Origin of the sequence: Candidatus Alcyoniella australis, assembly GCA_030765605.1 — a bacterium.
GTDB lineage: Bacteria > Lernaellota > Lernaellaia > JAVCCG01 > Alcyoniellaceae > Alcyoniella > Alcyoniella australis.
The window spans coordinates 1-26,034 of the sequence record JAVCCG010000127.1; the positions used below are offsets into that span (position 1 = coordinate 1).

Sequence of the window (26,034 nt, forward strand, 5' to 3'; positions counted from 1 at the left end):
CGTCGTCGTCGTCGTCGTCATCGTCGCCGCTGGAGCAGGCTACGACCAGGCTCAAGGACAGGACCAGGGCCAGCATGAGGCCCATCAGCCAAAACAGCTTCTTCATCTTTCCGACTCCTTTTGGTTTCTGTGGCTGTCGCTAAATGTTAGCCATTTGTTTATGGTTCCGTTTGACAGGAGATTAGAGAGACGATCTCAGGGCACGATCCCTGCTACCCTCCTTTCAACTCTTCTCTCTGCCCCAGAAAACACGGCCTGGGCCGCTTATGAGCGTTCTATAACTCGTATTCCGATGCACTGTCAAGCAAAAAGTATGCCCCCTGCACAGACAGTGAACCGGTAAGTGTTCCGATTAATATGGCTTTTCTTGACTTCAACGTTATGGCCCGTCTAAGCTCTGCCCACGATGTTACCTTTGATCGCAATTATCGGACGACCCAACGTGGGCAAGAGCCAGTTGTTCAATCGGCTGGTGCGCTCGCGCTCGGCGTTGGTCGAGGACATCCCCGGCGTCACCCGCGACCTGCGCTACGGTAAGGCCAGTTGGGAAGATCGCAGCTTCATGCTCGTGGACACCGGCGGATTCGACAGCACATCGGAGGATCCGCTGATCGAGCAGGTCCGCCTTCAGCTGGAATTCGCCGTGTCCGAGGCCGACCGCATCCTGTTTCTGCTCGACGCCCGTCAGGGAATCAGCGCCCTGGACGAGGAACTCGCCCTGTGGCTGCGTAAGATCGATAAACCGCTGTTCGTGGCCGCCAACAAGGTTGACGCTCCGTCCCTCGAACCGCTGTCCGCCGAGTTCTACCGCCTGGGAGTCGACCACGTCTATCCGATCTCGGCCAAAGAACGCTACGGCTTGTCCGAGCTGATGGACGACCTGCTTGAGGGCGTACCCGAGCAGGAGCAGGAACGGCCCCGCGAACGGGGGGCGGCGCGCGTGGCAGTGGTCGGTCGCCCCAACGTGGGCAAGTCCAGCCTGATCAACGCCCTGCTCGGTTCGCAGCGGATGATCGTCAGCGAGATCCCGGGAACGACCCGCGATTCGATTGACATCGAGGTGATACTCGGCGACGAGTCAATGACGTTGATCGACACCGCGGGCATCCGCCGTCGTCCCAAGGTCAAGGAAAAACTCGAGAAGTTCGCAGTAATCCAGGCGCTGCGCAGCCTGGAACGCACCGACCTGGCCTGCGTGGTGATCGACGCCAGCCAGCCGCTGAGCGAACAGGACGTGCGCATCGTCGGCTATGCCCACGAGCGCGGCCGCGGCCTGGTGCTGTTGCTCAACAAGTGGGATCTGGTAACGGACAAGAAAAAAGCCCTGCGCGCGTTCGCCGACATGCGCGAGCTCAAGATGCCGTTCGCCGACTACGCGCCGATGGTAACCACCTCGGCCACCCAGGCCAAAGGGCTGGACGAGCTGGTCAAGGCCGTCATCCGCACCCGCGTCAACCACGGCAAACGGCTGTCAACGCCGATCTGCAACAAAATCCTGGCCAATGCTCTGACAGAGCACCCTCCGCCGGCCAAAGGCGGCAGGGCGATCAACATGCTGTACATGGCCCAGACCTACGTGGCCCCGCCGACGTTCGCCGTGGTCTGCAACCGCCCCGAGGCCGTGCATTTCAGCTACCAACGCTATTTACAAAACCGCATCCGCCAATCCGAGGACTTCAGCGGCACCCCGATCTGGATCAAGTTCCGCCGTAAGGGGCACGGCAAGAAATAGCGCCCGTCCCTAAGCCAGCTCGAATTTCACACCCGATCGATCCCCAATCATTGCACGATACAGTGACCAATATCACCGGCCCCAGGTGTTTGGTATGTGATAAGATGTTTGTTTGCAACTGCTTGGAACAACCCAAGCACGGAGGAACTGCCGGTGACAATACGTAATTGGGGATGGAGCCTATTGCTGGTGCTGTTTATCCCCGCATTGGCCCACTCACAATGCACCAACAACTGGGGCTATGCTGAGCCGACCCCCGAGCGCTTCTACCGCGGCAACGCCGCCTACTATAACGGCAACGTCTACATTACAACCGGCGAGTTCGACGGCCGCGTCTACCACAACGACGTCTGGGTCTACGACGTGGGGCGCGATACCTGGGAGGAATCCGGGGCGAGCTACGACGCCACGGGCTGGACCAACGCCTGCATGGTGCAGTACCAGGCGCAGCTCTATGTGGTCGGCGGATTCAGTGCCGGAGTCTACAGCGACGACCTGAAGATCTACGACATTGCCGCCGACACCTGGTCCGCGGGACCCGACCTTCCGTTCACCACCTCGGGCTCCTACTGCGCGCTGATCGACGATCAGATCCACGTTGCCGGCGGCACGCCGAGCTATCAGTCGTCGCATGCGGTCTACGACATCTCCGAGGGCACCTGGGACGACAGCGTTGCCGACCTGCCTAGCGGCCGGGCCTTCGGCCTGGGCGCCACGGACGGCGAGCTGTTCTATGTGATCTCCGGCCTGGTCGGACCGACCACCGAATTCCTGGCCTACGACCCCTCCGAGGATACCTGGAGCGCGCTGCACGACCTGAACTCGGGCCGGATGTCTCCCGGTGGAGGGTTTGCCGAAGATCAGCTCTGGGTGTTCAACGGCGGAGGCCAGAACAACGACCCGTGGATCCCGCGTCCCAGCGCCGAGATCTACGACAGCGACGCGGACAGCTGGCAGTTCCTCCCCACCACTCCCAGCGTGGAGCCGATCGCCCCGGCCTCGGCCTTCGTTCCCGAATACGGCGGTCTGTGGCTGCTGTTCGGCGGCACCTACGGCGGCAACGAATACAACTACACCCAGGTCTATTCGTTCTGCTACGCGGCCCTCGAGGGGGTCGTCCCCACCGTCGGATACAACGGCTCCGACGCCGAGATCGCCATCAGCGGCTGGGGATTCGAGGCTGACGACGAGGTCTACCTGATTAACGATCTCGACCTGCGCAGCGACTTCTCCGAGGCAATAGTCGTTGCCGACGGCACAATCGAGGCCGTGGTCCCCCAGGGCGCGACCCCTGGCACCTACGACCTGGTGATCATCAGTTCCAGCGGCGAACAGGACGAACTGCTCAGCGCCTACCAGGTGATCGAGGGCAGCGCTGACGACGATGATGACGACGACGATGACGACTTGGATGACGACGACTTGGACGACGACGACAGCGCCGACGACGATGATCTGGACGACGACGACCTCGACGATGACGACGATGATGACCACGTCAGCGCCGGTGACGACGATGACGACGCCGGCTGCTGTGGATAAGGCGGGAAGGTAAAGATCGATAAATCGATCTTTGTGTGTAAGGCTCGCCTGGGGCACCTTTGAGGTGCCGCCGCGAGCAGCAACAGCAATTGCAGCAGGCGGCGGGCGGCGGGCGGCCGATCAGCGACCCTGGATGCGGGTCGGTATAGTCCGCTAGTCCAGCGGCACGAACGTCACGGTGATCGTGAAGGTCAGCTTGACGTTCATCGAGACCGTGGCCTCTTCGGGCGCGAACTGGCCGCAGACCACGAACACGCCTTCGAGATCGCCCAGAAGTCCGTTGATGATGTTTTCACCGTCGTTGAGGAAAATCAGGTCGGTGGCCGCAACGTTCTGGGCTGCGGAAATGTTGTCGGTCTTGGCGAAGGCCATGCTCTCGTCGGTCAGGTCGTCCAGCGTGGTCCCATCGTCGCCGGTGTAGAACGTCAACACGCCGTCCGCCGAGTTGGCGTTGTCGCTGACCTCGTAGGTCGCCACGCTGAGCTCAACGCTCTCGATGTGCCCCTCGACCTCGTCCCAGCCGGGCAGCTCGCCGAGCAGCGAGGTGAAGTTATAGGCCGGCAGACAGATGCCGGTCTCGCCACCAAGGTCGACCAGCGGCAGGTCGAAGTCCACGCTGAAGTCCTTCTCCTGCTTGGTCGCATCGTTGACCGAATCCTTGGCTTCGTCACAGGCCGCGATCAACAGGCCCAGACACAGGACCAGGGCCAAGATCAATGTATATCTACGCATGAGTGCTCCTTTGCTTGCCCGGATTATTCATGAAGCTTCTACTGCGGCGCACAATCTGCTCACAACAACTGCGTCATCCTCGCCGATCCGTCCTCGACGTACCACAGCGGGTACGCCTGCGGAGTATCGACTCGGCTTTCTAGTTCTTGCGGCATCTTGCACGCCTCGCTAACGAACCCTCATGAATAATCCAGGCTTGGTATTTATTTATCAACCGGTTAATTCTATCAGCCGCCGCAGCAGGCTAACAACTCATATCAGCAACCGCAGCTCTCGTCGTCATCTTTCGACATTCCGGGATCGGCGATGTCGTCGTCCTCCGGATCGCCGTCGTCATCGTCGTCCTCGTCAGTGTCGTCGCCTGTGGGCAGGCACTTGTCGAGCCCCTCGTCGCAACGCTGATCCGCGGCGCAGGGGTCGCCCGCGTGATCGGCGCAACTGCCGGAGAGGCACAAGTCCGAGCCGTTGCAGAACAGCTCATCGTCGCAAGCCACGCCGTCGTTGAACGACCAGTCGAAGCGCGCGCGCGTCGGATCGCAGAGCAGGCAGAGGTTGGTGGGGTGAGTCTGGCCGACATCGATACATTGCTCGCCGATCAAGCAGCCGCAGACGGTCAGGGCGTCCTCAATGCGAGCGCTCTCGCCGCTGGAGCTTTGGACCACCAGATCGTAGAGCCCGACGCGGGCAAACGCGCCGACGCTGCCGGTGATAGTACGCGCGTCCGGGACTTGCAGGTCGCTCAGGCTCTCGATCCAGTCGTCGTCCTCGAGATAGGCTGTGTCATAGCGCTCGAAGCCCCAGCCATCGATGGTCAGCTCGGTCGGTGCTCCATTGACCGCCAGCGAAGGCGAGACCGACTCAAGCTGAGCCACGCACAGGTTGAGGATCTGCGTCTCGTTGCGCTCGTGGTCGATCTGGGTCCCGCCGAACACGTAGAGCGCTCCGCCGTGGCGGCCGGGCACAACGGCGCTGGCCGACGCGGTCACGGGCACCAGCGGTGCGCTGAGCGTCTCCCAGTGATTCGCACCGATGCGGTAGCGTTCCGAGCCGGTCAGCGGGTCCCACCAATCGGGCACGCCGTGTACAACGTCGCCGCCGCTGACCGCCCACAGCGTTGATCCTGCATATCCGCCCGCGGGCGACATTCGCGCGTCGCCCATCCGGTCGAGCTCGGCCCAGATCTGGAGTTGCGGATCGTAGGCGTAGCTGCGGTCGTCGCTGTCGGAGCCGAACACGTAGAAGCGCTCGCCGTCCGTGGCTCCCAATCCGTAGGCGCGCGCCGTGGGCAGATCGGCCGTTCCGCTGTCCCAGGAGTTGGTTGCGATGTCGTATGCCGCATGATGCTTGTGCATCGAGTACGGCGCGTCGGAGCCGCCGGCCAGGTAGACCTTGCCGTCGATCTGCGCGCAGTACGATCCCGAGGCGAGGAATGGAACGTCGGCGCCCATGGTCCAGGTGTTGCCGGCGATGTTGTAGATCCGCGTGGCCTGCAGGAAAACCGTGCTGCTCTTCCAGCCGCCGAACATATAGACCTTGCCTTGGTAGGCCACGGCGCAGGTGTTCATCCAACCTTGCAGGTCGTAGGGCGCGCCCAGGGACCAGGTGTCGGAATCAACGTCGTAGATCCAGACGCGGTTTAAAAAACCGCCTTCGGCAAGCCCTCCGCCAACCAGGTAGATCTTGCCCTCAGAGTGGACCGCGCTGCTGCGGAAAATGCCTTGGGGCGTCTGATGGCCCAGGGTCCAGCCGTTGGAACAGGCCTGGCCCAGACACGGCGCAACACCACAGAAAAAGAACAGTCCCGCGCAAAGCGCAATCAACGTCGCACTGCGTATCAGTGTTGACCGGCCGACCTTGGAAAAAATCATCATTCGCCGCAGAATTTTACCAGAAACCCACGCGGCCCGCCCGGATAATGCGGACTATGGGCACGATCCACCATAGAGGTTTGGACCGCGATAACTCGCGCCGTCGAGGTAATTGTTGCCCACGCCTTTGAAACACAACAGCGTGCCCGAACCGTTGTCGCGCAACACTCCAAGGTGGAACTCGTTGCCGAATACCAGGTTGGAGCGGGAAAGCGCCGGGCTGCCCTTCTCGATTCGCAGCACCTCGATCCGCTCGGATTCGCCGACGCGAATCAGGGTCGGCTCCTCAATAGCGTAGCGCAGGGGTTCGATGCCGGCCAGCTCCTGTAACTTATCCGCGGTGCGGATCACGTTGCCGGTGAACACGTTGTGCGATGAGCCCTGGATGTGGCTGCCCGACTTGGCCCCGAGATCCAGGGTGTTGTGCTGAATCACGTTGTAGTTCGAGGCCACCAGCCAGATCGCGTTGCAGCCGTCCTCGTTGCGGGTAACGATGGTGTTGTGCTCGACTAGGTTCCCGCCGCCGCCGTAGAGAATCAGGTTGGACTCCATCGAGTCGACAACGTCGCTGCGCGAGTCCACACGCCTGATCACCGAATCGAAACAGGCACGGCAGGCGATTCCCGAGGTCCGCGTCTGGCGCACGACCAGATCCTCGATCAGTATCCGGCGGTTGATCGCTCCAGGTCCGCCGCCGATGTCGACGTACATCTCGGCTACGTTCTCGATTCTGATTTGCCGCAACCGCAGGTCTTGGGCCGACCCGCCGGAGATACCGATCGTAAATTCTTCAAGCGCCAGTCCGCGCAGTTCCACATCGCTCAGCGGCCCGGCGAGCATCACGCCGGTCCCCTGGCCGTTGCCGCGGATCGTTACCCCCGTCGCGTCAACCTCGAACCCAGTCCCGCGCACGATCAGCACCCCGGGCTCGCCGCGATCCTCTATCAGATACGGTTCGTCCGAGGGACACAGCCGCACGTCCGACTCGATCAGCAGATCGTCGCGCGGCATAACGCAGGACGCGCCCTCGGGCTCGAGCGCCGCGACCAGGGCGCAGCACCACACCGCGGGTATAACAAGCGAGAGCAGCGCAGCAGTTTGACGCATGATTTACGACCCAAGGCGGATCAAGTGCTTAGGCGCTCTGCTGCTGGCGCTGCATCACCTTGAGCAGCCGCAGTTCCTTTTGCGCCTCGGTATTGCCCGGTTCGATCTCGATCGCGCGCTGATAGAACATCTGCGCCTTTTCCAGATCCTTGTATTCCATGCTCAGCCGCCCCATCACCAGGCTGAGCTGCACGCAGTTGCGGTCGAGCTGGGCAGCGCGCTGCAGCAGCACGTTGGGGTCGATGTACCCGGCCTTGAGCTCGAGGGGCATGCGGTAGATGGTCAGCGCCAACTGCGCCAAGAACCGCGGATCGCGGTTGTCGATGTTGATTGCCTGCTCAAGACGCGCGGCCGCGGCGCGAAAGTCCTTGGACTCGTACAGCTCGATGCTCTGCATGTAATGCTGCTCGGCCGTCTCCATCGAGACCTCCTCGGTCAGTCCGGCCAGGCGCACCCGGGACTGCGGCTGCTCGATCTCGACCTGCACCTGCTGCTCGTCGTCGGCCTCGCGGAATTTGAAGGTCTCCAGCAGGAACATCACGTAGAGGATCTGATAGGTGCGCACCGTGCCGAGCTTGCCGCTGTTGAGCAGCTGCGACAACGTGGGCTCGGAGCGGGCCATGCTCGTGGCGAACAGCTCCTCGGGCGAGAGGCCGAAATCCTCGAGTCGGTAGGTCCGCTCGGGATTGACAAAGATCTTGCGTCCGCCCTTGTCGCGGAAGCTGCGACGGATGCGCTCGGAGCTGTAGAACTGCGAGACGCCGCGCAGGATGATCTGCGGCAGCGGGGTCTTGAGAGTCAGGTCCGGGTCGACCACCACCGGCCGCTCGATGAACTCGAAGCTCCCCTCCTGCCAGCCGAAGGGGGTCAGCAGCTTCTCCTCGGCCTGAATACGCAGGGCGTTGGACAGCTCCTCGCGGGAGATCGCGTTGCTTTGCACCAACGCCTCGCCCTGCATCAGCTTGTTCTTCTTCTGCAGCCCGCGCGCAGCCTCGATCTGGCCGTCGTCCAACGAGATCATGGTCTTGAGGATCCGCGTCAGCGAGCCCTCGCGGATGTAGTTCGAGCGCACGTTGCACGGACGGCCGTCCTTGAAGTAGATGCTGATCCGCTTGCGCTCGCCCTTGCAGTCGAGCAGGCCATTGGCCTTGCGCTTGCACAACAGGTGCAGCACCTTGGCGTAACTCTTGTCGCCGAAGGTGCCGGAGAAAGCCCGGATCACGCCGTTGGTCATCACCTTGTGCAGCTTGCCCGGCTTGTCCTCGCCATCGCCGATCTGCCCGCGCACCTTGTCGAGCAGCTCGGGCATCTCGAACGGCTTTTGCAGGCTGGCGTCGGCCTTCCAGCTCTCGAGGGCGTCGTCCTCCGAGCGGTGGCTGCTGACGATGGAGGTCATCATGATCACCGGCACGCCCGCGCCGTCGGACGTGCAACGGATGTGCGCGACCAGCTCCGGCCCGTTGAGCCGCGGCATCAACAAGTCGCACAACACCAGGTCGAAAGCCTGCTCGTCGAAGCGCTTGCTGCCCTCAACCCCGCCCCGGGCGCAGACCGTGGCGTAGCCCTGATTTTTCAGAAAATTGCTGATCATCCCGATGCCCGAAGGCTCGCTGCCCACGATCAGGATCTTCTTGGCCATGACACTCCCCCACATCGAACTGCGAACAGCCCGATCGCCGATAAATCCCGTGGCCAAGGCGAGCCAATATAGACCCGCTAAAACGAATACATCCAGCCGAAGCTTAAACTAAAGTGTCATTGTATGCGACAAATGTAAAGGGATTTTCAGGAAGTATGGCAGAAGCCATCCCTCCCTTTTACAATCGGTCCCTGCGGGGTTATTCCTGCTCTGGCTGCGCCTAGTCCGACTTCTTGGAAGTGGCGTTGCCGATCATCTTAGCGAGGGTGACCACGTCGATAGTGGCGCCGACCACCCAATCCACGGAATCATCCCAATCGCCCCATTTGTATTTGACCGGCAGATCGGCCTCATCGCCGTCGAACTTATCGCCCTCTTCGTGTGGGCCCCTGAGGGTATTTACCTTATGGACGCTGGCTCCCACAGTAAAATAGATACCCCCGAAGTAGAGGTTGTCCGTAACGTAGAAACGGTCCTGGGGCGCTTCGGCGTCAATGCCCAAACCTAGATTGAAAAGTAGTGCAATCAATGAGAAGCGGTCGAACGACCAGTTGTTCACATTTTCGTCCAGGCCTGCGGGATGGATGATGAAAGCCGGGATCAGACTGCAACCCTCGGTTTCCTTGTCGCTGCGGATGGTCTTGGTTGTAACCTCTTCACCCTCTTCATTGGTGGTTGTATCGCTATGCAGGAGAAACGTCTTTCCCCTCGTAAAGTCATATACATATTGAACGCCGAACGTTCCACAGTAGACATTGCTGAGTTTGAAGCTGCTTTGTTGTTTTTCGCCGTAGACCGTATCGATGGTGATCTTGACCTCGCCAGCCCCGCAATCAAGCTTCGCAAGTTCGATTGTTCTAAATTTAATCTGATTGTCAGGACACTTAAAACCACCATTTTCTTTTGCAGCAGCACGAGATTGGCTGCTAATAATTGCTTTAACCGCCTCAAACGAGCCTAAAATCCGCCGTAATAATTTCTTAGGACATTCAATATTCAGATAATGTGTATAATTCAATTGCTTTTTATCTAAGAGCTCATATGCTTCGTTTTCATTCAGAGTGTCCGCTGGTAACAGCAACTCTAAAATTATTTTATCGCCCTCGCTCAATCCCGATGGAATCGGTTTGACCGGGCTGCCATCGGGCATAAAATAAAGGGTTACTTTCTTACGACCTGTCCAGATATTGTTAATACTTTCGTTATCTATTCCATTTGTGATCACCCATCTAATTGCCTGTTGTTCAACACAACTACAGACGTCATCTGATAGGTTTTCTACTTCCTCGGTTTTTTTCACGCCTTCCGACGGCTTCCCACCACCACTCTCCTCCGATTCTTCTACAGCAATTTTAATACTATCCTCGTTATTTTTGTTTTTATCGATTTGTGCCTTCACGACAATTTCATAATTCACACCTTCCGTTAGAGTCAGATTTTCGATCTTTATCTCATTTGTTGCACCGTCAGTTGCTTTCCCATTTATATCTGATCCGGAAACTCGGTCTCCTCGATTCAATTCATAGTAAATCGCCTCTGAAAGTCTTACTTTATCCTCGCTGGATTGGACGACGATGATATACTTCCCTGGCTTGACAGACGTCCCATCGTAGCTGCATTTCAATTCACCGTCATCGTCTATCGTGCATTTTATAGTCAAAGTGTTTTCTTTTGATAATGCCGGCTGTGTGGCCAGGATGATGATCGCCGCAAGAATCACAACCGAAAGCAACTTATATTGTTTCTTCATTTCTAACTCCTGTTCGTTCTGTTTTAATCGTTCAGAGGATACTTGCGAACTCCGTGAAGTAAGAGTGCTTATTATCCTCAAAATAACTTCCTTCATCTCCTCCGGTTAATAATCCAAGCGGCGTTAAAGATTTTTCGTCCCATAAGATCGTGCCACTGTCGCCATGCGACGTGCAGAGTTGGGTCTGGATTAATAAGTCGAATTTATATATTTTGCCCATGACCTTGACCTTGACGTTGCTTCGATGAATATCCTGAATGTCAACCGGTACAATCCTGTTTTCGTTGGGAATATATACCTCGAAGGATCTATTTTTAGAGATTTCATCCTTGCCTTCAGCTAGCCGGGGTTTCTTGAACTCTTTTAGCTTATTTTGACAGAATATTTTATTCTCAAAATGTCCTTCGATGGTTAGCTTGATTTTTACAATATCCAAGGACAGAGTACTGTAGAATGTTTCCTGAACAGTTCCGATTTGGTTTTGATAACAATAAACAGCAGTACCCTTTTTTGCTTGTACTCCCACTACATGTGCAGCTGTTAGGGCATACCATTGATCGCCTTTTTTAAAAAACCAAGAGATAACTCCGTCGTGTTTATTGCGGGCTGTAACCGGCTTTGTGGCTATTGGTGCACAGAGAGTTAGGTTTATCACCTTGTGTGCTTGAATCACCCGTTTTGGTTGCTGAATTACATCGGTTGGAAATCTATACTTAACTTTATCGTGTTGAAAATTAAAGGATTTCGGAATGACTTTTATATTTTTCTTTTTCGGTAATTCTGTCTTTTCATACTTGCGGGAGACATAGAGCCTTATGCTCAGCTTCTTCGTGCGCTTGCCAGCACTGTATTTGCGGCCCATGCCCACAGATTGAACACCATAGCCCTTATCCTTGCCGACGAACTTCTTCCGGGCTTTCTCAACTGCTAACAGCTCAATGGCAACGGGGATTGACATTAGGGCCTCCCAGGCTTGAACAAGGCTGCCGTTGCTTAGTTGGATTTATTATATTATTTTTTATTTTTATAGCAAATTATCCCTTGATTAGCAAGCTTTTATTAATATATTGATATGTATTTGACATTAAACCATTAATCCCTTTAGGCTCATTGCTTGCTAAACGGGTAAACTGCCTCGTATCAATCAACACGCCTATGGACGCGGCTTTTCGACCCATGGGTTGGCTACTCGGGACAGCGGTGCGGTTATTGGACGCCCTCCGCCGATTTGACAGCAGCCCTCCGGCTCTTCAGACTTCCGGATCGAGATGGGCATCGAGGCAATTCACGGCGAGTTGGACCTGGAGGGCGCGCAGGAAGCGCGTTTCCGGCCGTCGTCCGGGTGCGTCGAGCTGTCGCAGAGCGGTTTGAGCGGCCTGTTTCACGGAGAGCTGTACAACCGCGACGAGCTGATCCAAGGCCTCGGAACCTGCCCCAAGGACATTATCGACAGCGAGCTGGTCCTGAGGCTCTACGAGCGTTGGGGCGACGAATGTCTGGCAATGCTCGACGGCCGTTTCAGTATGGCGTTGTGGGATACGCCGCAACGCAGGCTGCTGCTGGCGCGCGACCGCTTTGGCCAGGCCACGCTCTATTGGCACCAATGCGGCGCAAGCCTGGCCTTTGCCTCGCAGCTCGACGCCCTGACATCTTCGCCGGGTTTCGCTCCGCAGCTGGATCGGGCCGGGCTCAACGAGTATCTCAGTCAGGGCTATGTCTGCCCGCCGCGCACCATGTTTCAGGGGGTCCACGCGCTGAAGCCCGGCCAAGCGCTGAACTTTGATCAAGGCGGCGTGCGCGAGTTCGATTATTGGTCGCTGCCCGATCAGTTGGAACCCGCGGCGTCCGAGGATCAGCTGGTCGAGCAAATGCGCGAGCTGTTGGCGCGCGCGGCCAAACGCAGGTTCAGCAGACACCAGCGGCCCGTGATGCTGCTCAGCGGCGGAATCGACTCGGCCCTGCTGGCCTGTCTGGCAGCGGAAAACAACGGCCGTGTGTCCGCCTATCACGCGGGATTCGGCGACCTCGCCTTTGACAACCGATGCTGGGCGTCCGAACTCATGCGCTGGGGATTGGTCGACCTGCACGGCATCTCGCTGCAACACGACGCTCTGCGCATGTTGCCCGAACTCGTGCGCCACGACCACGAGCTGTGCGCCAATCCCTCGAGCCTGCCGATCCTGGCCCTGGCGCGCGAGATCGGCCAAGGGACGACAGTGGACACGATCTTCACCGGCACGGGCATGGACGAGCTGATGGCGGGCTGCGAAACAATCAGGGCGGACCTGTTCGCCCATTACTATGGACGATTCGCGCCCAAACAGTTGCAGCGCATGTTGGCCGCGCGGGCCGAGGCACTGAGCGATACGGCCTGGCCCGTGGGGTGGCGTTTCAGGATCAAGCTGCTGCTCAGGGGTGCGCAATACGGGCCGAGCCGCGCACACATCTTTTGGCGTGAGTCCCTCGGCGATCAGCGCAAGGCCGAGCTGCTGACCGACCCGACGCTTGCCGAAACCGGCGAGCCCCACGGGCAGTACGCCGCACTGCTGGCGAACGTCGCCGGGCCCGCGAACTTCAACCGGATCGCCAACGCCGACCTGAGGATCCTCTCGCCGTGCTGGAATCAGCAGATGTTCCGGCCGGGATTGCGCGCCGCGGGCCTCAGTCCGTGCCATCCATACCTGGACAACGAGCTGGCGCGGTTCTGCATTGAGCTGCCGTTTCGCTACAAGCTGCGCGGGCTGCGCTCCAAGTACCTGCTCAAGCGCGCCGCAAGTCGCTGGCTGCCCCGGCGTCTGGTGAACCAGCGTAAGCGCGGGCTGAGCGTGCCGGTGGGCGAATGGATCCGCTGCGACCGTCACGAGTTGGTCGAGCGTTACCTCGGCCCGGAACGGATGTGCAAGTTGGGGTTATTCGATCCGCGGGCCGTGTCGGAACTGCGCGAGCAACATCGCCGAGGCGGCGAGGATCACACCTTCAGCATCTGGACGCTGCTGGTCTTCTCGGCCTGGCACGAGGCGCACCTCGAGGCCAAGCCCTCGACCTAAGGCGTTTACGGTTGGGGATCCTCTGAGCCGTCGTTCGGTTGTTCCTCGGGCACGACCACGTCGTTCACCGGCTCGAGCAGCCGCCGCGCCGCGCTGAGCATGGTTTCGTTGGTCGGCGGCGGCAACGAGCTGAGCAGGTCCTGGGCCAGGAGCATCAGCGCATCCGGGTCCTCGGCCTCGAGTTCCTCGGGCACGCGTCCGGCGTTGCGGTAGAACCAGTAGAGCTTCTCCGCGTCCACGCGCAGGCCTGCCCGGCTCTGCTCGGGCGAGCTATTGGGCAGGAAGCCCTCGAGGTTCTCCTCGCCAAAGGGCCGGTCGAGTTCGCCCTCATCGGTTGTGTAGTACAGCTGGATGTCGGGAACAATACCCGAGGCCTGAATCGAGCGTCCCGAAGGCGTGTAGTACATGCTGGTGGTCAGCGCCACATGGCTCTGGTCGTCGACGCTGATAATGCTCTGCACCGAGCCCTTGCCGAAGGTAGTGCCGCCGATGATCAGCCCGCGGCCCTGATCCTGGATCGCTCCGGCCACGATCTCGCTGGCCGAGGCGCTGCCGAAGTTGGTGAGCACGATCAGCGGCACGTCGTTCAGTGTGCCGCGACGTCCGGCCTTGATCACGCTGGAGCTGTTGGGTGCACGGCCGCGGGTCGAGACGATCACGCCGCTTTGGATGAAGTCGTCGGTCACGTCGACCGCCGCTGTGAGCAGGCCGCCGGGATTGTTGCGCAGGTCCAGCACCAGACCGCGCAATCCCTGAGGCCCGTCCTGAAGCTGTTGCAGGGCGCGGCGCAGGTCGCCGGCTGTCTTGCGGTTGAACTGGCGTACGCGCACGTAGCCCACGCCGTGCTCCAGCGCCTGGAAACGCACGGCCTCGACCTCGATCGTGCCGCGCACGATGCTCACGTCGAACGGCTGCTCAAGCCCCTCGCGCTCGATAGAGAGCACCACCGGCGTACCCTGGGGGCCGCGGATCTTTTCCACCGCGCCGAACAGTGTGATGTTCACAGCCGAGCGGCCGTCGATGGCCACGATCAGGTCGCCGGCGAGCAGCCCCGCGCGATGAGCCGGAGTGCCCTCGATCGGCGCAATCACCGTCAGCCGACGGTCGCGCATGCCGATCTCGATGCCGATGCCGCCGAAGCTGCCCGAGGTTTCCTCTTCAAACCTGCGCGCCTCTTCGGGGTCGATGAAGTCCGAGTGCGGGTCCAACCGCGCGAGCATGCCGCTCAACGCGTAGTACAGCAGCTCGCGCTGATCGATCTCGCCGCCGTGCTGCGCGGCGAAGCTGCATCCGGCAAGCAGCTGCTCGATCCGCTCTTCGCGCCCGCCGGAGAAGTCGAGTTGCTTGGTCTCGCCGCGCACCTCGAGTGTCACCGCGTCCGGCGGGTCGCCCGGGCCCACGGTCGTCGAGGCGATCTTCGGTTCCTCGGGCTGCGCCGGGTCGGACTGCGCGTCCTGAGGCTCAGCCTCGGGCAGGGGCTCGGTTGCGGCCTCGGGGTCGATCGGCTGTTCTTCGTCGATCGGCGGCTCGTTTAAAAATTGCACGCCCTGGGCAATCGCCTCTGCGGCCCAGACCATCAGCATGCGTTCGTCGACCTGCTTGATGTAGTGGTCTTCCACCAGCTCGAGGGTCGAAACGACCAGCACCGCGTCGCCCGCCGGCTCGGCTCCGTGCAATTGGGCCGGTACGCGCCACAGCGCTGCCGCCGCGATCAGCGCGGCGAGCAGCAACAGTTGGATCGTGCGTTTGAGTCTCACGTTCCGTCCGCTCCTTTGCAACTCAGGCCGCCTTGCCACGGGCCTTGAGCGCGGCCTTGAAAGCATCGGCGAGCAGCTCGTCGGCGCTGACTCCCTCGGCCTGACCCTCGAAGCTGAGGATCAGCCGGTGCCGCAGACAGATCTGCAGGTTGTCCTCGATGTCCTCGCGGGCCACGGCATAGCGCCCCTGAGTTAGGGCGCGCACCTTGCTGGTCAGGATCAACGCCTGACCGCCGCGCGGGCTCGCGCCGTAGCGCACGTATTTGCGGACCGACTCCGGCGCGTGCGGGCAGTCCGGGTGCGTGGCGTAGACCAGCGAGGCCACCAACTGCTTGATCGGATCGGCGATCGGTACCTCAAGGGCCAGACGCCGCATCTGCATGATCTTCGAGGCGTCGAGCACCTTGCGCACAACGGGCTGAATGCCGCCGGTGGTCTGGTCGAGGATCCGCACCAGCTCATCGTCCTTGGGGAAACCGATGGAGAGCTTGGTCAGGAAGCGATCGATCTGCGCCTCGGGCAGCGGATAGGTTCCTTCCATCTCGATCGGGTTCTGTGTGGCGAGCACGAAGAACGGCTCCTGGAGTTTATGGCGCGTGCCGTAGGCCGTGACCGCGCCCTCCTGCATCGCCTCGAGCAGCGCCGACTGGGTCTTGGGCGTGGCGCGGTTGATCTCGTCGGCCAGCAGAATCTGGCTGAAGATCGGTCCGGCCTGGAACTCGAACTTCTTATGCCCGCGCTCATCCTCGACGATGATGTTGGTGCCGATGATGTCGGTGGGCATCAGGTCCGGCGTGAACTGAATACGGCGGAACGACAGGTCGAACACGTCGCTCAGCGTCCTGACCAGCAGCGTCTTGCCCAGACCGGGCACGCCCTCGATCAAGGAGTGGCCTCCGGCGAAGATCGTTTTAATCAGATCTTCGACCACTCGATCTTGTCCGACGTAGACCTTGGCGATCTCGGCTTTAATAACGGCGATCATCTCGGCGAACTGTTTGGTCTGCTCTTTAACTTCCATCGGTCGCTCCCTTTAGTCCAGCCCGAATTATTTTCGACAATCCAGGCTAAATTCTCCTTAGTACGGTTCCGAGCAGCACCATTGCCAGCGCGGCGTACAGCAGGTACGGCCACAGCTCGCGGCTGTCCGGGAAACGCTCCTTGCCCGGCTCGAAGACCTCTTCGGCCGGTGGATCGAACTTGCCGCCGCTGATCTGGGCCAGCGCGCGAAGCAGTCCGCGATCGGTCTGCGTCTTGACGAACTCGCCCGGCGGCTCGAGCTGAACGCGGCCGATTCCCTCGGAGCGCAGCTCGCCGGTCTGGGGCCTGACGCTGATCGTGTAGCCGCCGAACCCGCTGTGCGGAAACTCTCCGCTGTAGCCGCCGGGGCGGTCCTGGATCAGCTCCACGCGCTGCCGGGTCAGGTCGGGTTGAACAACGTCCATCTGCAGCGGCATGTTATTGATGAAATCGCCGTGCGCGTCCGTGGCGTCCACCGCGACCCGCACGCTCTGGCCAGCGGGCTGAGCAGTAACCGCGAAATTCTGCAGGTTGCGGTCGCGCATCGTGTGTCGCGCCATGCGCCCCACCAGCGGGCCGTAGCGATCCCACTCCAGCCAGTCGGCGCTCCATTGGCCGCGCAGGTCCGCGCAGAACACCGTGACCTTGCCCAGGCCCAGGCTCCAGCGCGAGAGCAGCGGCTCGCGCTCCTTGGCCAGCAGATAGGTCTCGGAGGTCGGCCGCGACTCGGCGGAGTTGTAGCCGCGCAGCTCGGGCAGCGGCTCGAGATCAAGGCCGTCGAACATCTCGCCTGCCTGCAGCAGCTCGGGCTCGAAGGTGTCCTCGACGATGTTGGTGCGCGTGACCGTCTTGGTCTCCTCGAGCAAAATATCGGGAATCGATTCGGGATCCTCGATGTAATAAAAGCGCCCCTGGCCGTAGCGGGCGATGGTCCGCAGGTGTTCGCGGTCCGACTCGCGTCCCACGGCCACAGTGCTCACCGTGATCTCCTTGCGCGCCATGCCCTCGACGATGTCGCCGTTGTGCTCAAAGCGCGTGGTCGAGATGCCGTCGGTGAGCAGGATCACGTGCTTGACGCGCGCCTCGCTGTCGCGCAGCTCGCCGTAGGCGCGCCGCAAGCCCGGGTAGATGCTGGTGCCGCCGTCAGTGCCCAGCTTGTACAGCCGCTCGCGGATTAATTCGCGTTGCTCGATGTCGGTCAGCCCGAACAGTACGTAGGGCAGGTCGTCGAAAAGGATCACGCTGACCCGGCTGCGCTCGGGCAGCGCGTTGAGCAGTTGCTCCACCGCGGCCTGGGCCAGACCGAACTTGTTCTGGCGCGCCATGCTCGCCGACTTGTCGATCAGGATCACCAGCTCGACCGGGTTGGGCTCGGTCTTCTTCTTGAGCTTGAACTCGACCGGCAGCAGCGGTTCGATCGGGTGCTGCTCCTCCTCGCCCAGGATCTGGCTGTCCTCTCCGGCGATCAGCAGCAGTCCGCCGCCGGTACGGCGCAGATAGTCCTCGAGCCGATCGGCGTCGGCCTGCTCGAAGCCCTCGAAGGTCAGACTGGAGAGCACCACCAGATCAAAGGGTGTCAGTCCGCCGCGCGGCAGACCGCTGTTCTCGGCCACGTCCAGCCGCAGCCCCTCGGCCTCGAGTGCGGCGAGCAGCGGCGCGTCGTCCGCCAGATTCTCGGTGACGAACAGCGCGCGCGGCTTGGAGACCACGCGCAACGTACCGGCCAGTCGATTGTTGTTCGGCACCTGATCGAGCTCGGAGCCGACGCGTCCGACCACGCCCTGGTCGCCCTGGGACCCGGCGTCGAAATCGAACTCGACGTTGTTCTGTCCGATCAGCAGCTCGACCTGCTCAACCTGGGTCTTGCCCCCGGCGCTGAGTGAAATAGCGGCCGGACCGGCGAAGTTGCTCATCACCTTGACCCGTACGTGTACGCGCTCGCCGGGTCGTGCCTGGCGCGGAAGGCTCAGCGACTCGATGTAGGCGTCCACCAGGCCCAGGGTTTGCAGCGGAACGCTGTAGAGCTCGATCCCGCGCGCCTGGGCGGCCCGCGCCTCGGCCAGCAAATCGCCCCGAGTCTGGTTGCCGTCGCTGAGCAGCACGATCCGCCGCGTGGCGTCGGCCGGCAGCAGCTCCATTGTGGCGTGCACCGCGCGGGCGATGTCCGAGCTCATCGTCTGCTCGGGTCGCACGATCTGCTCGTACCAATCCTCCGCCCCGAGCACCTCGGGACTGTGGGCGAACAGCACGCCGCGCGCCCCGGCGTCGCCGCGCACGGCGTAGGCCCGCGCCGCATAGTCCGCAGCCGCAGCGAGCTGGTCGTCGGGCACCGAGGCCGAGGCGTCGACCAGCAGCGCCACCTCCAGCCGCTGTTCGTAGCGCGTGGCCACGACCTGGATCAGCGCCGCCGCGATCAGCAGCAGCAGCAGGCTGCGCGAAATCGCAAAGGCCGCGCGCAAAGGACGCGACATGCTCAGCCGACTGCGGAAGGCGATGATCCAGACCAGCGTCGGCAGCAGCGCCGCGGCCACCAGCGCGCCGATCAGCCAGGCGCCGCGAGCCTCAACGCTCAGCTCGGGCAGCCGCTCAAGCAAGTCGGCCTCCGTGGAACAGCACCCAGTCGCCCGCCGCGAGCAGCAGGGCCATCAGGGCCAGCCAGGGCCAGAACACGCGCTGTTGCGGGATCTGGACCGCTGCGGCGAGCTCGATCGCGCCGTCCGCGTCGGCCGCTACGCTCAGGTCGGACTCGCGCGGGTTGATCAGACTCGCCGCGCACCAGCGCGGTGCGCCCTCGCCCAGGTCGTAAGAGTAGAATCCGGGCAGCGGCGGCATGAAGCTCACCCGGCCAGCGCCGCCCGCGGCCACGTATTCGCGATCGCTGGGTCCGACCAGCGTCAGTTGCTCAAGGTCGCCGGACGTGGCGATGGTCGCCGATTGCCCCACCGGCGTGCGCGAGGGGAGCTGCGAGGCTTCCATTCCGCCGAGCCACCAGACCATGTTGTGCATGAACACCGGGAAGGCCACGCGCAACGGCAAATCGCTGCGGGTCAGGTCGAAGCCCAGGGCCACGCGGTTGAAACGGCCGTCGCGCCGCACCAACAGCAGCGAGCCTTCAAAGGTGTCGATCAGGCTCTTGTCGCCGGGCCGGGCCTGCAGTGGCCGCGCCTCGCCGATCTCGAGGTCTCCCAGCGTCACGTAGCGCAACAGCGGATGCTCGCCGTCCCACGATGTGAGCACCGGCTGCTCCACCGGCTGGGCCGCATCGAACGCGCCGCCGGTCGGCGGAAAAATCTCGACAGTGTGCGCCGGGACCTCGCCGGCGCTCACGCGGTCGAGAATCACCACGTCCGCGCCGCGCGCCTGCGATGCGGTGAACCCCTCGGGGCTGACGTTGCGCAGGCGAACCAGCGGGTTGATCTCCAACGCGCTGCGCACGTAACGGTTCTCGCGGGTGACCAGCAGCACGTCCACCGGCTCGGCTCCGGGCAGCACGGCGTAGGCCATGTCGTCCAGAACCAGCGCGTCGGCGCCGGACTCGAGCTGCGCATCGTTCAGTCCGGCGACCAGTCGGCCGCTGACCTCGATCGGCAGGAAGTAGACCTTGTGAAACTCGCCGCCGGGCTGGAGTGCGAGCGCTTCGCGGCCCACCAGCTTGTCCGGGGTATAGACGTTGAGCGTGGCGTTGGCCGCGGTATCCGAGAAGTTGACCACGCGCACGAAGACCTCGTTGCCCGGCGCCTGGTTGAACGTCTGGCGCACGTCAAAGGCGGTGATCGCCAGGTTGGGCAGCGACGAGCCGATGCGCACCCATTGCAACGTCGGTTCGTCGTCCTCGAGCTTTGGCGCGGGCCGATCGGAAAAGATCACCACCAGCCGCTGGGCGTTTTCGGGCGGCGCGCGGAAGGCAAAGGCGTCACGGGCGTATTCGAGCACCTGGCGCAGGTCGCCGTCCACGCCCGCGGGCTGGATCGATTTCAGCGCCGCGTCGAGCACCGAGCGCCGCGAGCTGAACCCGGTCAGCGCGCTGACGCGATCTCCGGCCGCGAGCAGCAACGCCTCGTCGTTGGGACCCAGGTTGTCCAGCAGCTCTCGCGCCTGGCGTCGGGCCAGATCGATCCGCGCCCCGCCCGGCTCGCGCGCTGCCATGCTCAGGCTGGTATCGATGCCGATCACGATCAACCGCGGCCGGACCTGCTCGACCTCGGTGCGCGGATCGAGAAGCGCTAGGCAGATCAGCAACAGCAGCAGGATCTGCACCAGGATGCTCAGCAGCTCGTTGAGAATCGTGCGCTGCCTGATCAGCACCCGTCGCCAGATCAGGTCCGAACTAATCAACTTGCCACGGCGGCGAAACCGCAGCAGGTAGACCAAGACGATAAACGCCGAGCCGCCGCCGAACAGCGCGGCGAACTGCGCCAGCGAGATCCCGGCGAAGATCACTTGATGAACCGTCCGTAGCGGAAGGCCTGGAGTACAACCTCCTCGAACGGCACCCTGGTCTGGGTGGGCAGGTAGGTGCACTCGACCCCGATGCACAGTTTGCGCAGCTCTTCGCAGAACCGCTCGTACTCCTGGACGTAGCGCCGCAGCACGCGGCCGGTGATCGTCACGTGATGCACGCGGTCGGTCTCGGCGTCGGTGAAGCTGAATGCGCCGCGGTACTTGGGCTCGGCCTCGCGGTGATGGTGCACGCGCACGGCCACTAGGTCGAAGCCGTAGTGGTAGAGCGACTTGAGCGCCTTATCGCTGCCCGCCTCGTCGTAGAAGTCGGAGACCACAACCGCCAGGCCCTTGCCGCGGGCCTGTCGAAGGAAGGTTTGCACCGACTGCGAGATGTCGGTCTGGCCGCCCACCGGCGCCTGGTCGAGAAAATCAAAGATTTTGAGGATCTGCCCCTTGCCGCGCAGCAGCGGCAGGGTCTGGCCCAGATCGGAGCTGAAGGGGACGATGCTCACGCTGTCGAGGTTGGCCAGGGCGATGTAGGCCAGTGCGGCCACGATCTGCTTGGCGAAGTCCGCCTTATTGACCGTGCCGAAATCCATCGACCGCGAGAGGTCGAGCAGGAAGTAGACGTTGAGGTTCTCTTCTTCCTGGAACAGCTTGGTCGCCAGCTCGCCCACGCGGGCATAGAGATTCCAATCCAGGTAGCGCAGGTCGTCGCCCGGCGCGTACTCGCGGTGGTCGGCGAACTCCTGGCCCCAGCCGACCTTCTTGGTGCGGGTCTGCGCCCGCAGCTTGCCGGCGAAGACCTTCTTGCTGACGATCGCCAGGTACTCGAGCTTCTTGAGGAAGTCGTCGTCGAACAGCTTCTGGGCCATTATCAGTGGTTGCCGGGGATCACGGTTTGGGATTGGGCTGGGGCTGGATCAAAAGGAAATAGTCGCGCACGTAGACCTTGAGCGCCACGGGCAGCGCCTCTACGCTGAGCTCCTGCTGCGCATCCTGGGCGTAACGCTGAAACAGCGCCGTATAGGCCAGATCCTGCAATCCGTTGAGGTGGGCGTCGCTGAAATCCTCGATGATCTGTAGCGGGCTTTTTCCCTCGCCCACATGTGACTCGATCTCGAGCAAATCCGATGAACCAGCCTGGACTCGCTCGGGCTTGAACGTGCCGGTGGGGGTGCCCGCGCCGGTCCCGGCCTCGGACGATGTGGGCATCTGGCCCTCCATGGGCTGGCCCATGGCGAGCTGCATATCGCCGGGATTATCCGTGGGCACCATCGAGAGCTCGGCGTCCTCGGGCGGCGGCAGCGAGGTCATCATCATTTCGCCGGTGGCCATCTCATCCAGCGGCACGTTCTCGGCGTTGTCCGCCACGCGCTCGAGATGACCGGCATAATCTTGCAGGAACTCGCCGAACGACTGTTGCTGCGCGGACTTCAGCGCGACCTCCATCTCCTCGCGGCCGTTGAGATCCAGATCCTGGTCGCCCTTGGTGCGGCCGCGGCCCACCGTGTTGATCAGCTCGGTGCCCGTATCTTCGTAACCCTGTCCGCCCTCGTCGAGCATTTCCGAGACCTCGCGCAGATCCTCGGTGTTGATCGGCTCGTCGGTAAACACCCAACGGTCGAGCTCGGCAAAGGCCGAGGCGTAGTTGCCGTCAAGGGTCGGGTCGACCAGCCGCGAGAGGTCTCCGGCAACCACCGCGGCATTGGGCCGTTGAACCGTGGCGGTCTCGCGCACGCCATCGGGAACGATCCCCTGGGCCGAACCGTAGATCGTCTCCGGAGTCTCGGTCTCCTCGGACTGCTCGTCGGGCTTTTGCTGTTGATCGCGTTCACGACGGCGTCTGATCTCGGCGCGCCAGTTCTCGATCAGGCCCAGCGTGGGAGCCATGAACTCCTGCGGGATTATCTGCTCGGGAATCTCGGCCCCTTGCTCGGAGGGCAGGGTCGCGCTGTCCGGAACCGGAATCAGTGCCTGGTCGCCGCTGCCCGGAAGGTTGCGCAGAGCCTCCCAGTCCGTGGAGAGGCTGGCGAACAGCATGCCGCTGCAAAACACGGCCAGCACAAGCTTGGCCGCCAGGGCGCGTCCTCTGACGATCGCCCGCCAGTTCAGTCGCAGTGCGACAGCGCGATCTGCCGCATCGCGGATCGCCAGCCGCATCAACGGCGTCTGCTGCGCCTGCTCGGCGAAGCTCAAGGCGCTGCCGGCGCGGTCGAAGTTGTTGCTCTCGTGGTCGATCCGTTGGGCAAGCCGTTGGGCGCCCAGTCCGGAAAACGTGGCCGTCAACAGGTAGGTCAGCCCCAAACCGCCGGCGATCCCCGCGGTGACGTAAAGATTGAGGGCCGGCAGATCGATGTATCCGCCAAGGGCGTGCAGCAGCGCCCACAGCGCCAGGCCTACGCACAGCAGCGCTGCCGACGCATGGGCTAGGCGCAGTCCGATCAGCCGCAACCTGATGCGGTTGATTTTGCTGATCAGCGGCCGGATCTCTTGCATTAAGTGCAAAACTACCCTTTCCGTCCCCGTTTCGACATCACGGCGGCGGGCATGGTTCAAATTACCACATCGGCCAAACAAGGCCCTATCGAGCCGGTTAGTTTATCGATTGCGTTCGATACGTACAAGACGTAGCAGCACCAACCCGTCCACGGTCGGATGCACTGTGTTTAATCTGCCTTTTATCAAGCTCGCCGTTGCTGATCCCCGATCAATAATCCGGGCTAAAAATGTCTCCCGGCGTAGGGGTGGATTTTGATCAGGAAGTTCTCTAGCAGCTTGAAGCTCGACCAGCTCGGGTCCCACAGCAGGTGGATCAGCGCCATGATCGTGATGTTCAGCGTGCCCGCCACAACCGAGATGAACGGCACCGCCAGGAACAACAGCCAGTTGCGTTTGGCCCAGCTCATCTGCTGCCTGCGGTCGGTCATCAGGAAGTAGGCGTAGCTAAACGGCAGGAACGCCGAGAACCAGGCCACGTAGTTAACGATCGGCACGCCCACGAACTTGGGCAGCGAGCCCAGGCTCGGATGCCAGGCCCAGAAAATTCCCGAGAGGCTGGCCAGCGGGTCGAGCTGCGAGTCCAGCAGCAAAGCGATGAAGGTCGTGAGAAACGCCGAACGCAGCGGCGTGCGGGCAAACCAGGTCCAGTGCTCGCGCAGTTTTTCCGCGGCCCAGGTGCAGCAGTAGAACACCAGGCACCAGCCCATCATCGTGCAAAACGGCGCGGGGAAGTGATAGGGCGTGTGCTTGAAGCCCAGGTAGAAGTTGTACATCGGCTCGTCGAAAAACCCGAGCAAAATGTCGGTGTTCTCCAGCAACAGCCCGTAGGAGAATCCCACGACGTAGAAAGTAACGAAGCTCGCGGTGCCGCGAGTTACCAGGGCATGGACCATGAAGACCGCGATCCAGAACAGCTGCATGTACTCAAACAGGCTCTTAACCGCCGCGTCTTCCAACGGATGGTAGGGTATGATCAGCAGCCACAGCACCAGCGGCCCGATCAGCGCGGCGTAGATCACGCGCAGCGCCTTGTCCTTGAGCGTGATCCGCGGGTCGGCCATGATCCTGGCGTGGAAGTAGGCCAGCACTATCGACAGCGGGAACACGGCGGTGGCCGCGAACTCCCAGACCGTGTGCCCGGTGCTCAGAAAGCGCTCGCGCGGCACGTTCTTGGTCATGAAGCTCATCACGCCCAGAGTCTCGAGGTAGAAGAACCAGATCGGCAGCGACCTGAGCGTTTCCCTGAGCATCTCGCCGCGGCTGTAGGGGAATAATCCGCCGTCGTTCACGGCAATGGACTTGGGCTGCTCGGCGTTTGTCGACACGTCCCGCTCCATAGTGTAGTCCGTAGATTGAATTTCGAGTCTAGCGCCGCGCTTTGGCCTGTCAAGCGGCTGAAGTTGATACCTGAGGGCGATGCTGATAGAAATTGCGCACACCTGTGTGGAGAGGCAATGGAGCACGGTCGATTCATGGAGCAATCGGACGAGATCGCGGCCCGCTGGATCGAGCGGATGCGCGAGCTGCCGAGCCTCTCCCAGGGCGAGTCCGCGTCCGACCAGGCGCAGCTGCAGTGGATCGAACCATTTGTGCAGATGCTCGCCGATCACCTGATCGGCAGCCGCAACGGGATGATCTTCGTCTACCTTGAAACGCTGATTAAGCGCGGCCCGTTCGTACGCTCGCCGATCAACGAGATCGTGGGCAGCTTGGTCGAGTTGGGCCGCATCATCGGCGACCTAGCAGCGCAAATCGAGCCTGAAACAACAGCGCGGCGCGAACTGCGCAGCCTGGTGCAAGGCGCTCTGACCGATTGCGCCCTGCGGGCCTGCAGCTACTATGACGAGCGGATCAGCTCCCAACGCGAACGCACCGAGGAGCTGATCGAAGAGGCGAACCTGATCCAGCTTTACCTCGACGAACGCGGACGGATCGTGCGCCTCAACCGCCGTGGAGCCGAGATCCTGCAGATCGATCCCAGCGACGTTCTGCACAAGAGCCTGGGCCAGTTCATCCTGCCCGAGCGGCTGGACAGGTTCACCGAGCTGATGGGATATCTGATGCAGGGTCTGCCCCAGGTCGTCGAGCTTGCGGTGACCTTCGGCGGAGTGCGGCGCGAGCTGTCGATGACGATCCATCCGCTGTTCGACGGCGGCAAGGTCGTGGGCGCGCGCGGCATCGCCACGGACATCACCGACTCCAAGGCATTGCAGGCCAAGTTAAAGCGCTCGGAAGAGAAGTATCGCAAGCTGCTCGAGAACGCCAACGACGCGATCATCCTCACCGATCTCAAAGAGGGCGCGATCGTCGACGTCAACCTGCGAGCCTGTGAGTTTTTCGGCGCGATCAAGGAGCAGCTGCTGGGGCGCACGATCATGGAGCTGTTCGTCCAAGAGGACGAGAGCAAGGTGATCGACCTACTGCAGACCACGATTTTCGAGGGCTCGTCGAACATCGACAACCTGCAGATCCGGCGGCGCTCGGGGGGCGTGATCTACGTCGAGACCAGCTCGAACGTGATCGAGTACGGCGAGGTGCGGGTAATCCAGTCGATCCTGCGCGACATCTCCGAACGTAAGAAGCTCGAGCAGAAGGTCACCGAGCGAACGCGCGAGCTCAAGCGCGCCTACACCGAACTGCAGCGTTTTCAGGAGGACCTGGTGCAGTCCGAGCGCGCGGCCTCCCTGGGCGATCTGGCGGCACGGCTTTCCTCGCAACTCAGCGAGCCGCTTAAAGAGGCCCAGGAGGACATCGAGCGGCTGGTGAATGAGCTGGGCGTCCAGGGCGTGGGCCGCGAGGAGTTGCGCGGCCGGATGGTGTTGATCCGTCATTCGCTGAACCAGGCGCGAACCGTACTGCACGACCTGCTGGACATCCCGGTCAAACACGAGGAGC

17 protein-coding genes are annotated in these 26,034 nt (G+C 61.7%); 4 read left to right on the forward strand and 13 right to left on the reverse strand.

Features of this window, described 5'->3' with window-relative positions:
* Nucleotides 1–415 precede the first annotated feature (415 nt).
* On the forward strand, nucleotides 416–1,732 hold the full coding sequence (gene der / locus P9M14_15685) for a ribosome biogenesis GTPase Der (GenBank protein MDP8257186.1): 1,317 nt from the start codon (nucleotides 416–418) through the stop codon (nucleotides 1,730–1,732).
* Nucleotides 1,733–1,885: 153 nt separating this feature from the next.
* Nucleotides 1,886–3,274, forward strand: a complete 1,389-nt coding sequence (locus tag P9M14_15690) for a kelch repeat-containing protein (protein ID MDP8257187.1) — start codon at nucleotides 1,886–1,888, stop codon at nucleotides 3,272–3,274.
* A gap of 153 nt (nucleotides 3,275–3,427) precedes the next feature.
* Here P9M14_15690 and P9M14_15695 read toward each other — a convergent pair whose 3' ends face one another.
* The 6 genes from P9M14_15695 to P9M14_15720 form a co-directional block, all read right to left on the reverse strand.
* Nucleotides 3,428–4,006, reverse strand: coding sequence for a hypothetical protein (locus P9M14_15695; protein MDP8257188.1), 579 nt, complete (start codon nucleotides 4,004–4,006; stop codon nucleotides 3,428–3,430).
* A gap of 257 nt (nucleotides 4,007–4,263) precedes the next feature.
* Nucleotides 4,264–5,874 carry a kelch repeat-containing protein gene (locus P9M14_15700; GenBank protein MDP8257189.1) on the reverse strand — a complete coding sequence of 537 codons (1,611 nt, stop codon included), beginning with the start codon at nucleotides 5,872–5,874 and terminating at the stop codon, nucleotides 4,264–4,266.
* Between the two features lie 54 nt (nucleotides 5,875–5,928).
* The gene (locus tag P9M14_15705) at nucleotides 5,929–6,981 is read right to left on the reverse strand and encodes a right-handed parallel beta-helix repeat-containing protein (GenBank protein ID MDP8257190.1); all 1,053 of its coding nucleotides are present in this window, start codon (nucleotides 6,979–6,981) and stop codon (nucleotides 5,929–5,931) included.
* 28 nt (nucleotides 6,982–7,009) lie between these two features.
* Nucleotides 7,010–8,620, reverse strand: a complete 1,611-nt coding sequence (locus P9M14_15710; GenBank protein ID MDP8257191.1) for a response regulator — start codon at nucleotides 8,618–8,620, stop codon at nucleotides 7,010–7,012.
* 220 nt (nucleotides 8,621–8,840) lie between these two features.
* Nucleotides 8,841–10,370, reverse strand: a complete 1,530-nt coding sequence (locus P9M14_15715; GenBank protein ID MDP8257192.1) for a hypothetical protein — start codon at nucleotides 10,368–10,370, stop codon at nucleotides 8,841–8,843.
* Nucleotides 10,371–10,401: 31 nt separating this feature from the next.
* Nucleotides 10,402–11,328, reverse strand: coding sequence for a hypothetical protein (locus P9M14_15720; GenBank protein ID MDP8257193.1), 927 nt, complete (start codon nucleotides 11,326–11,328; stop codon nucleotides 10,402–10,404).
* A gap of 310 nt (nucleotides 11,329–11,638) precedes the next feature.
* On the opposite strand from P9M14_15720, the gene P9M14_15725 reads away from it, so the two are divergent.
* The gene (locus tag P9M14_15725; protein MDP8257194.1) at nucleotides 11,639–13,417 is read left to right on the forward strand and encodes an asparagine synthase-related protein; all 1,779 of its coding nucleotides are present in this window, start codon (nucleotides 11,639–11,641) and stop codon (nucleotides 13,415–13,417) included.
* Nucleotides 13,418–13,422: 5 nt separating this feature from the next.
* Here the strand turns inward: P9M14_15725 and P9M14_15730 are convergent, their stop codons facing one another.
* The 7 genes from P9M14_15730 to P9M14_15760 form a co-directional block, all read right to left on the reverse strand.
* On the reverse strand, nucleotides 13,423–15,174 hold the full coding sequence (locus P9M14_15730; GenBank protein MDP8257195.1) for a S41 family peptidase: 1,752 nt from the start codon (nucleotides 15,172–15,174) through the stop codon (nucleotides 13,423–13,425).
* A 22-nt stretch (nucleotides 15,175–15,196) separates the two neighbouring features.
* Nucleotides 15,197–16,195, reverse strand: coding sequence for a MoxR family ATPase (locus P9M14_15735; GenBank protein ID MDP8257196.1), 999 nt, complete (start codon nucleotides 16,193–16,195; stop codon nucleotides 15,197–15,199).
* 46 nt (nucleotides 16,196–16,241) lie between these two features.
* Nucleotides 16,242–18,788, reverse strand: a complete 2,547-nt coding sequence (locus tag P9M14_15740; GenBank protein MDP8257197.1) for a VWA domain-containing protein — start codon at nucleotides 18,786–18,788, stop codon at nucleotides 16,242–16,244.
* On the reverse strand, nucleotides 18,781–20,634 hold the full coding sequence (locus P9M14_15745; protein MDP8257198.1) for a VWA domain-containing protein: 1,854 nt from the start codon (nucleotides 20,632–20,634) through the stop codon (nucleotides 18,781–18,783). The genes P9M14_15740 and P9M14_15745 overlap by 8 nt, the downstream gene beginning before the upstream one ends.
* Complete coding sequence (locus P9M14_15750; GenBank protein ID MDP8257199.1) at nucleotides 20,631–21,512, reverse strand: DUF58 domain-containing protein; 882 nt, start codon at nucleotides 21,510–21,512, stop codon at nucleotides 20,631–20,633. The genes P9M14_15745 and P9M14_15750 overlap by 4 nt, the downstream gene beginning before the upstream one ends.
* Before the next feature lie 19 nt (nucleotides 21,513–21,531).
* Nucleotides 21,532–23,136 carry a hypothetical protein gene (locus P9M14_15755; protein ID MDP8257200.1) on the reverse strand — a complete coding sequence of 535 codons (1,605 nt, stop codon included), beginning with the start codon at nucleotides 23,134–23,136 and terminating at the stop codon, nucleotides 21,532–21,534.
* A gap of 224 nt (nucleotides 23,137–23,360) precedes the next feature.
* The gene (locus tag P9M14_15760) at nucleotides 23,361–24,464 is read right to left on the reverse strand and encodes a carotenoid biosynthesis protein (protein ID MDP8257201.1); all 1,104 of its coding nucleotides are present in this window, start codon (nucleotides 24,462–24,464) and stop codon (nucleotides 23,361–23,363) included.
* 129 nt (nucleotides 24,465–24,593) lie between these two features.
* Here P9M14_15760 and P9M14_15765 point away from each other — a divergent pair.
* Nucleotides 24,594–26,034, forward strand: a 1,441-nt coding sequence (locus P9M14_15765; protein MDP8257202.1) for a PAS domain S-box protein, incomplete at its 3' end; no start/stop codon positions are given.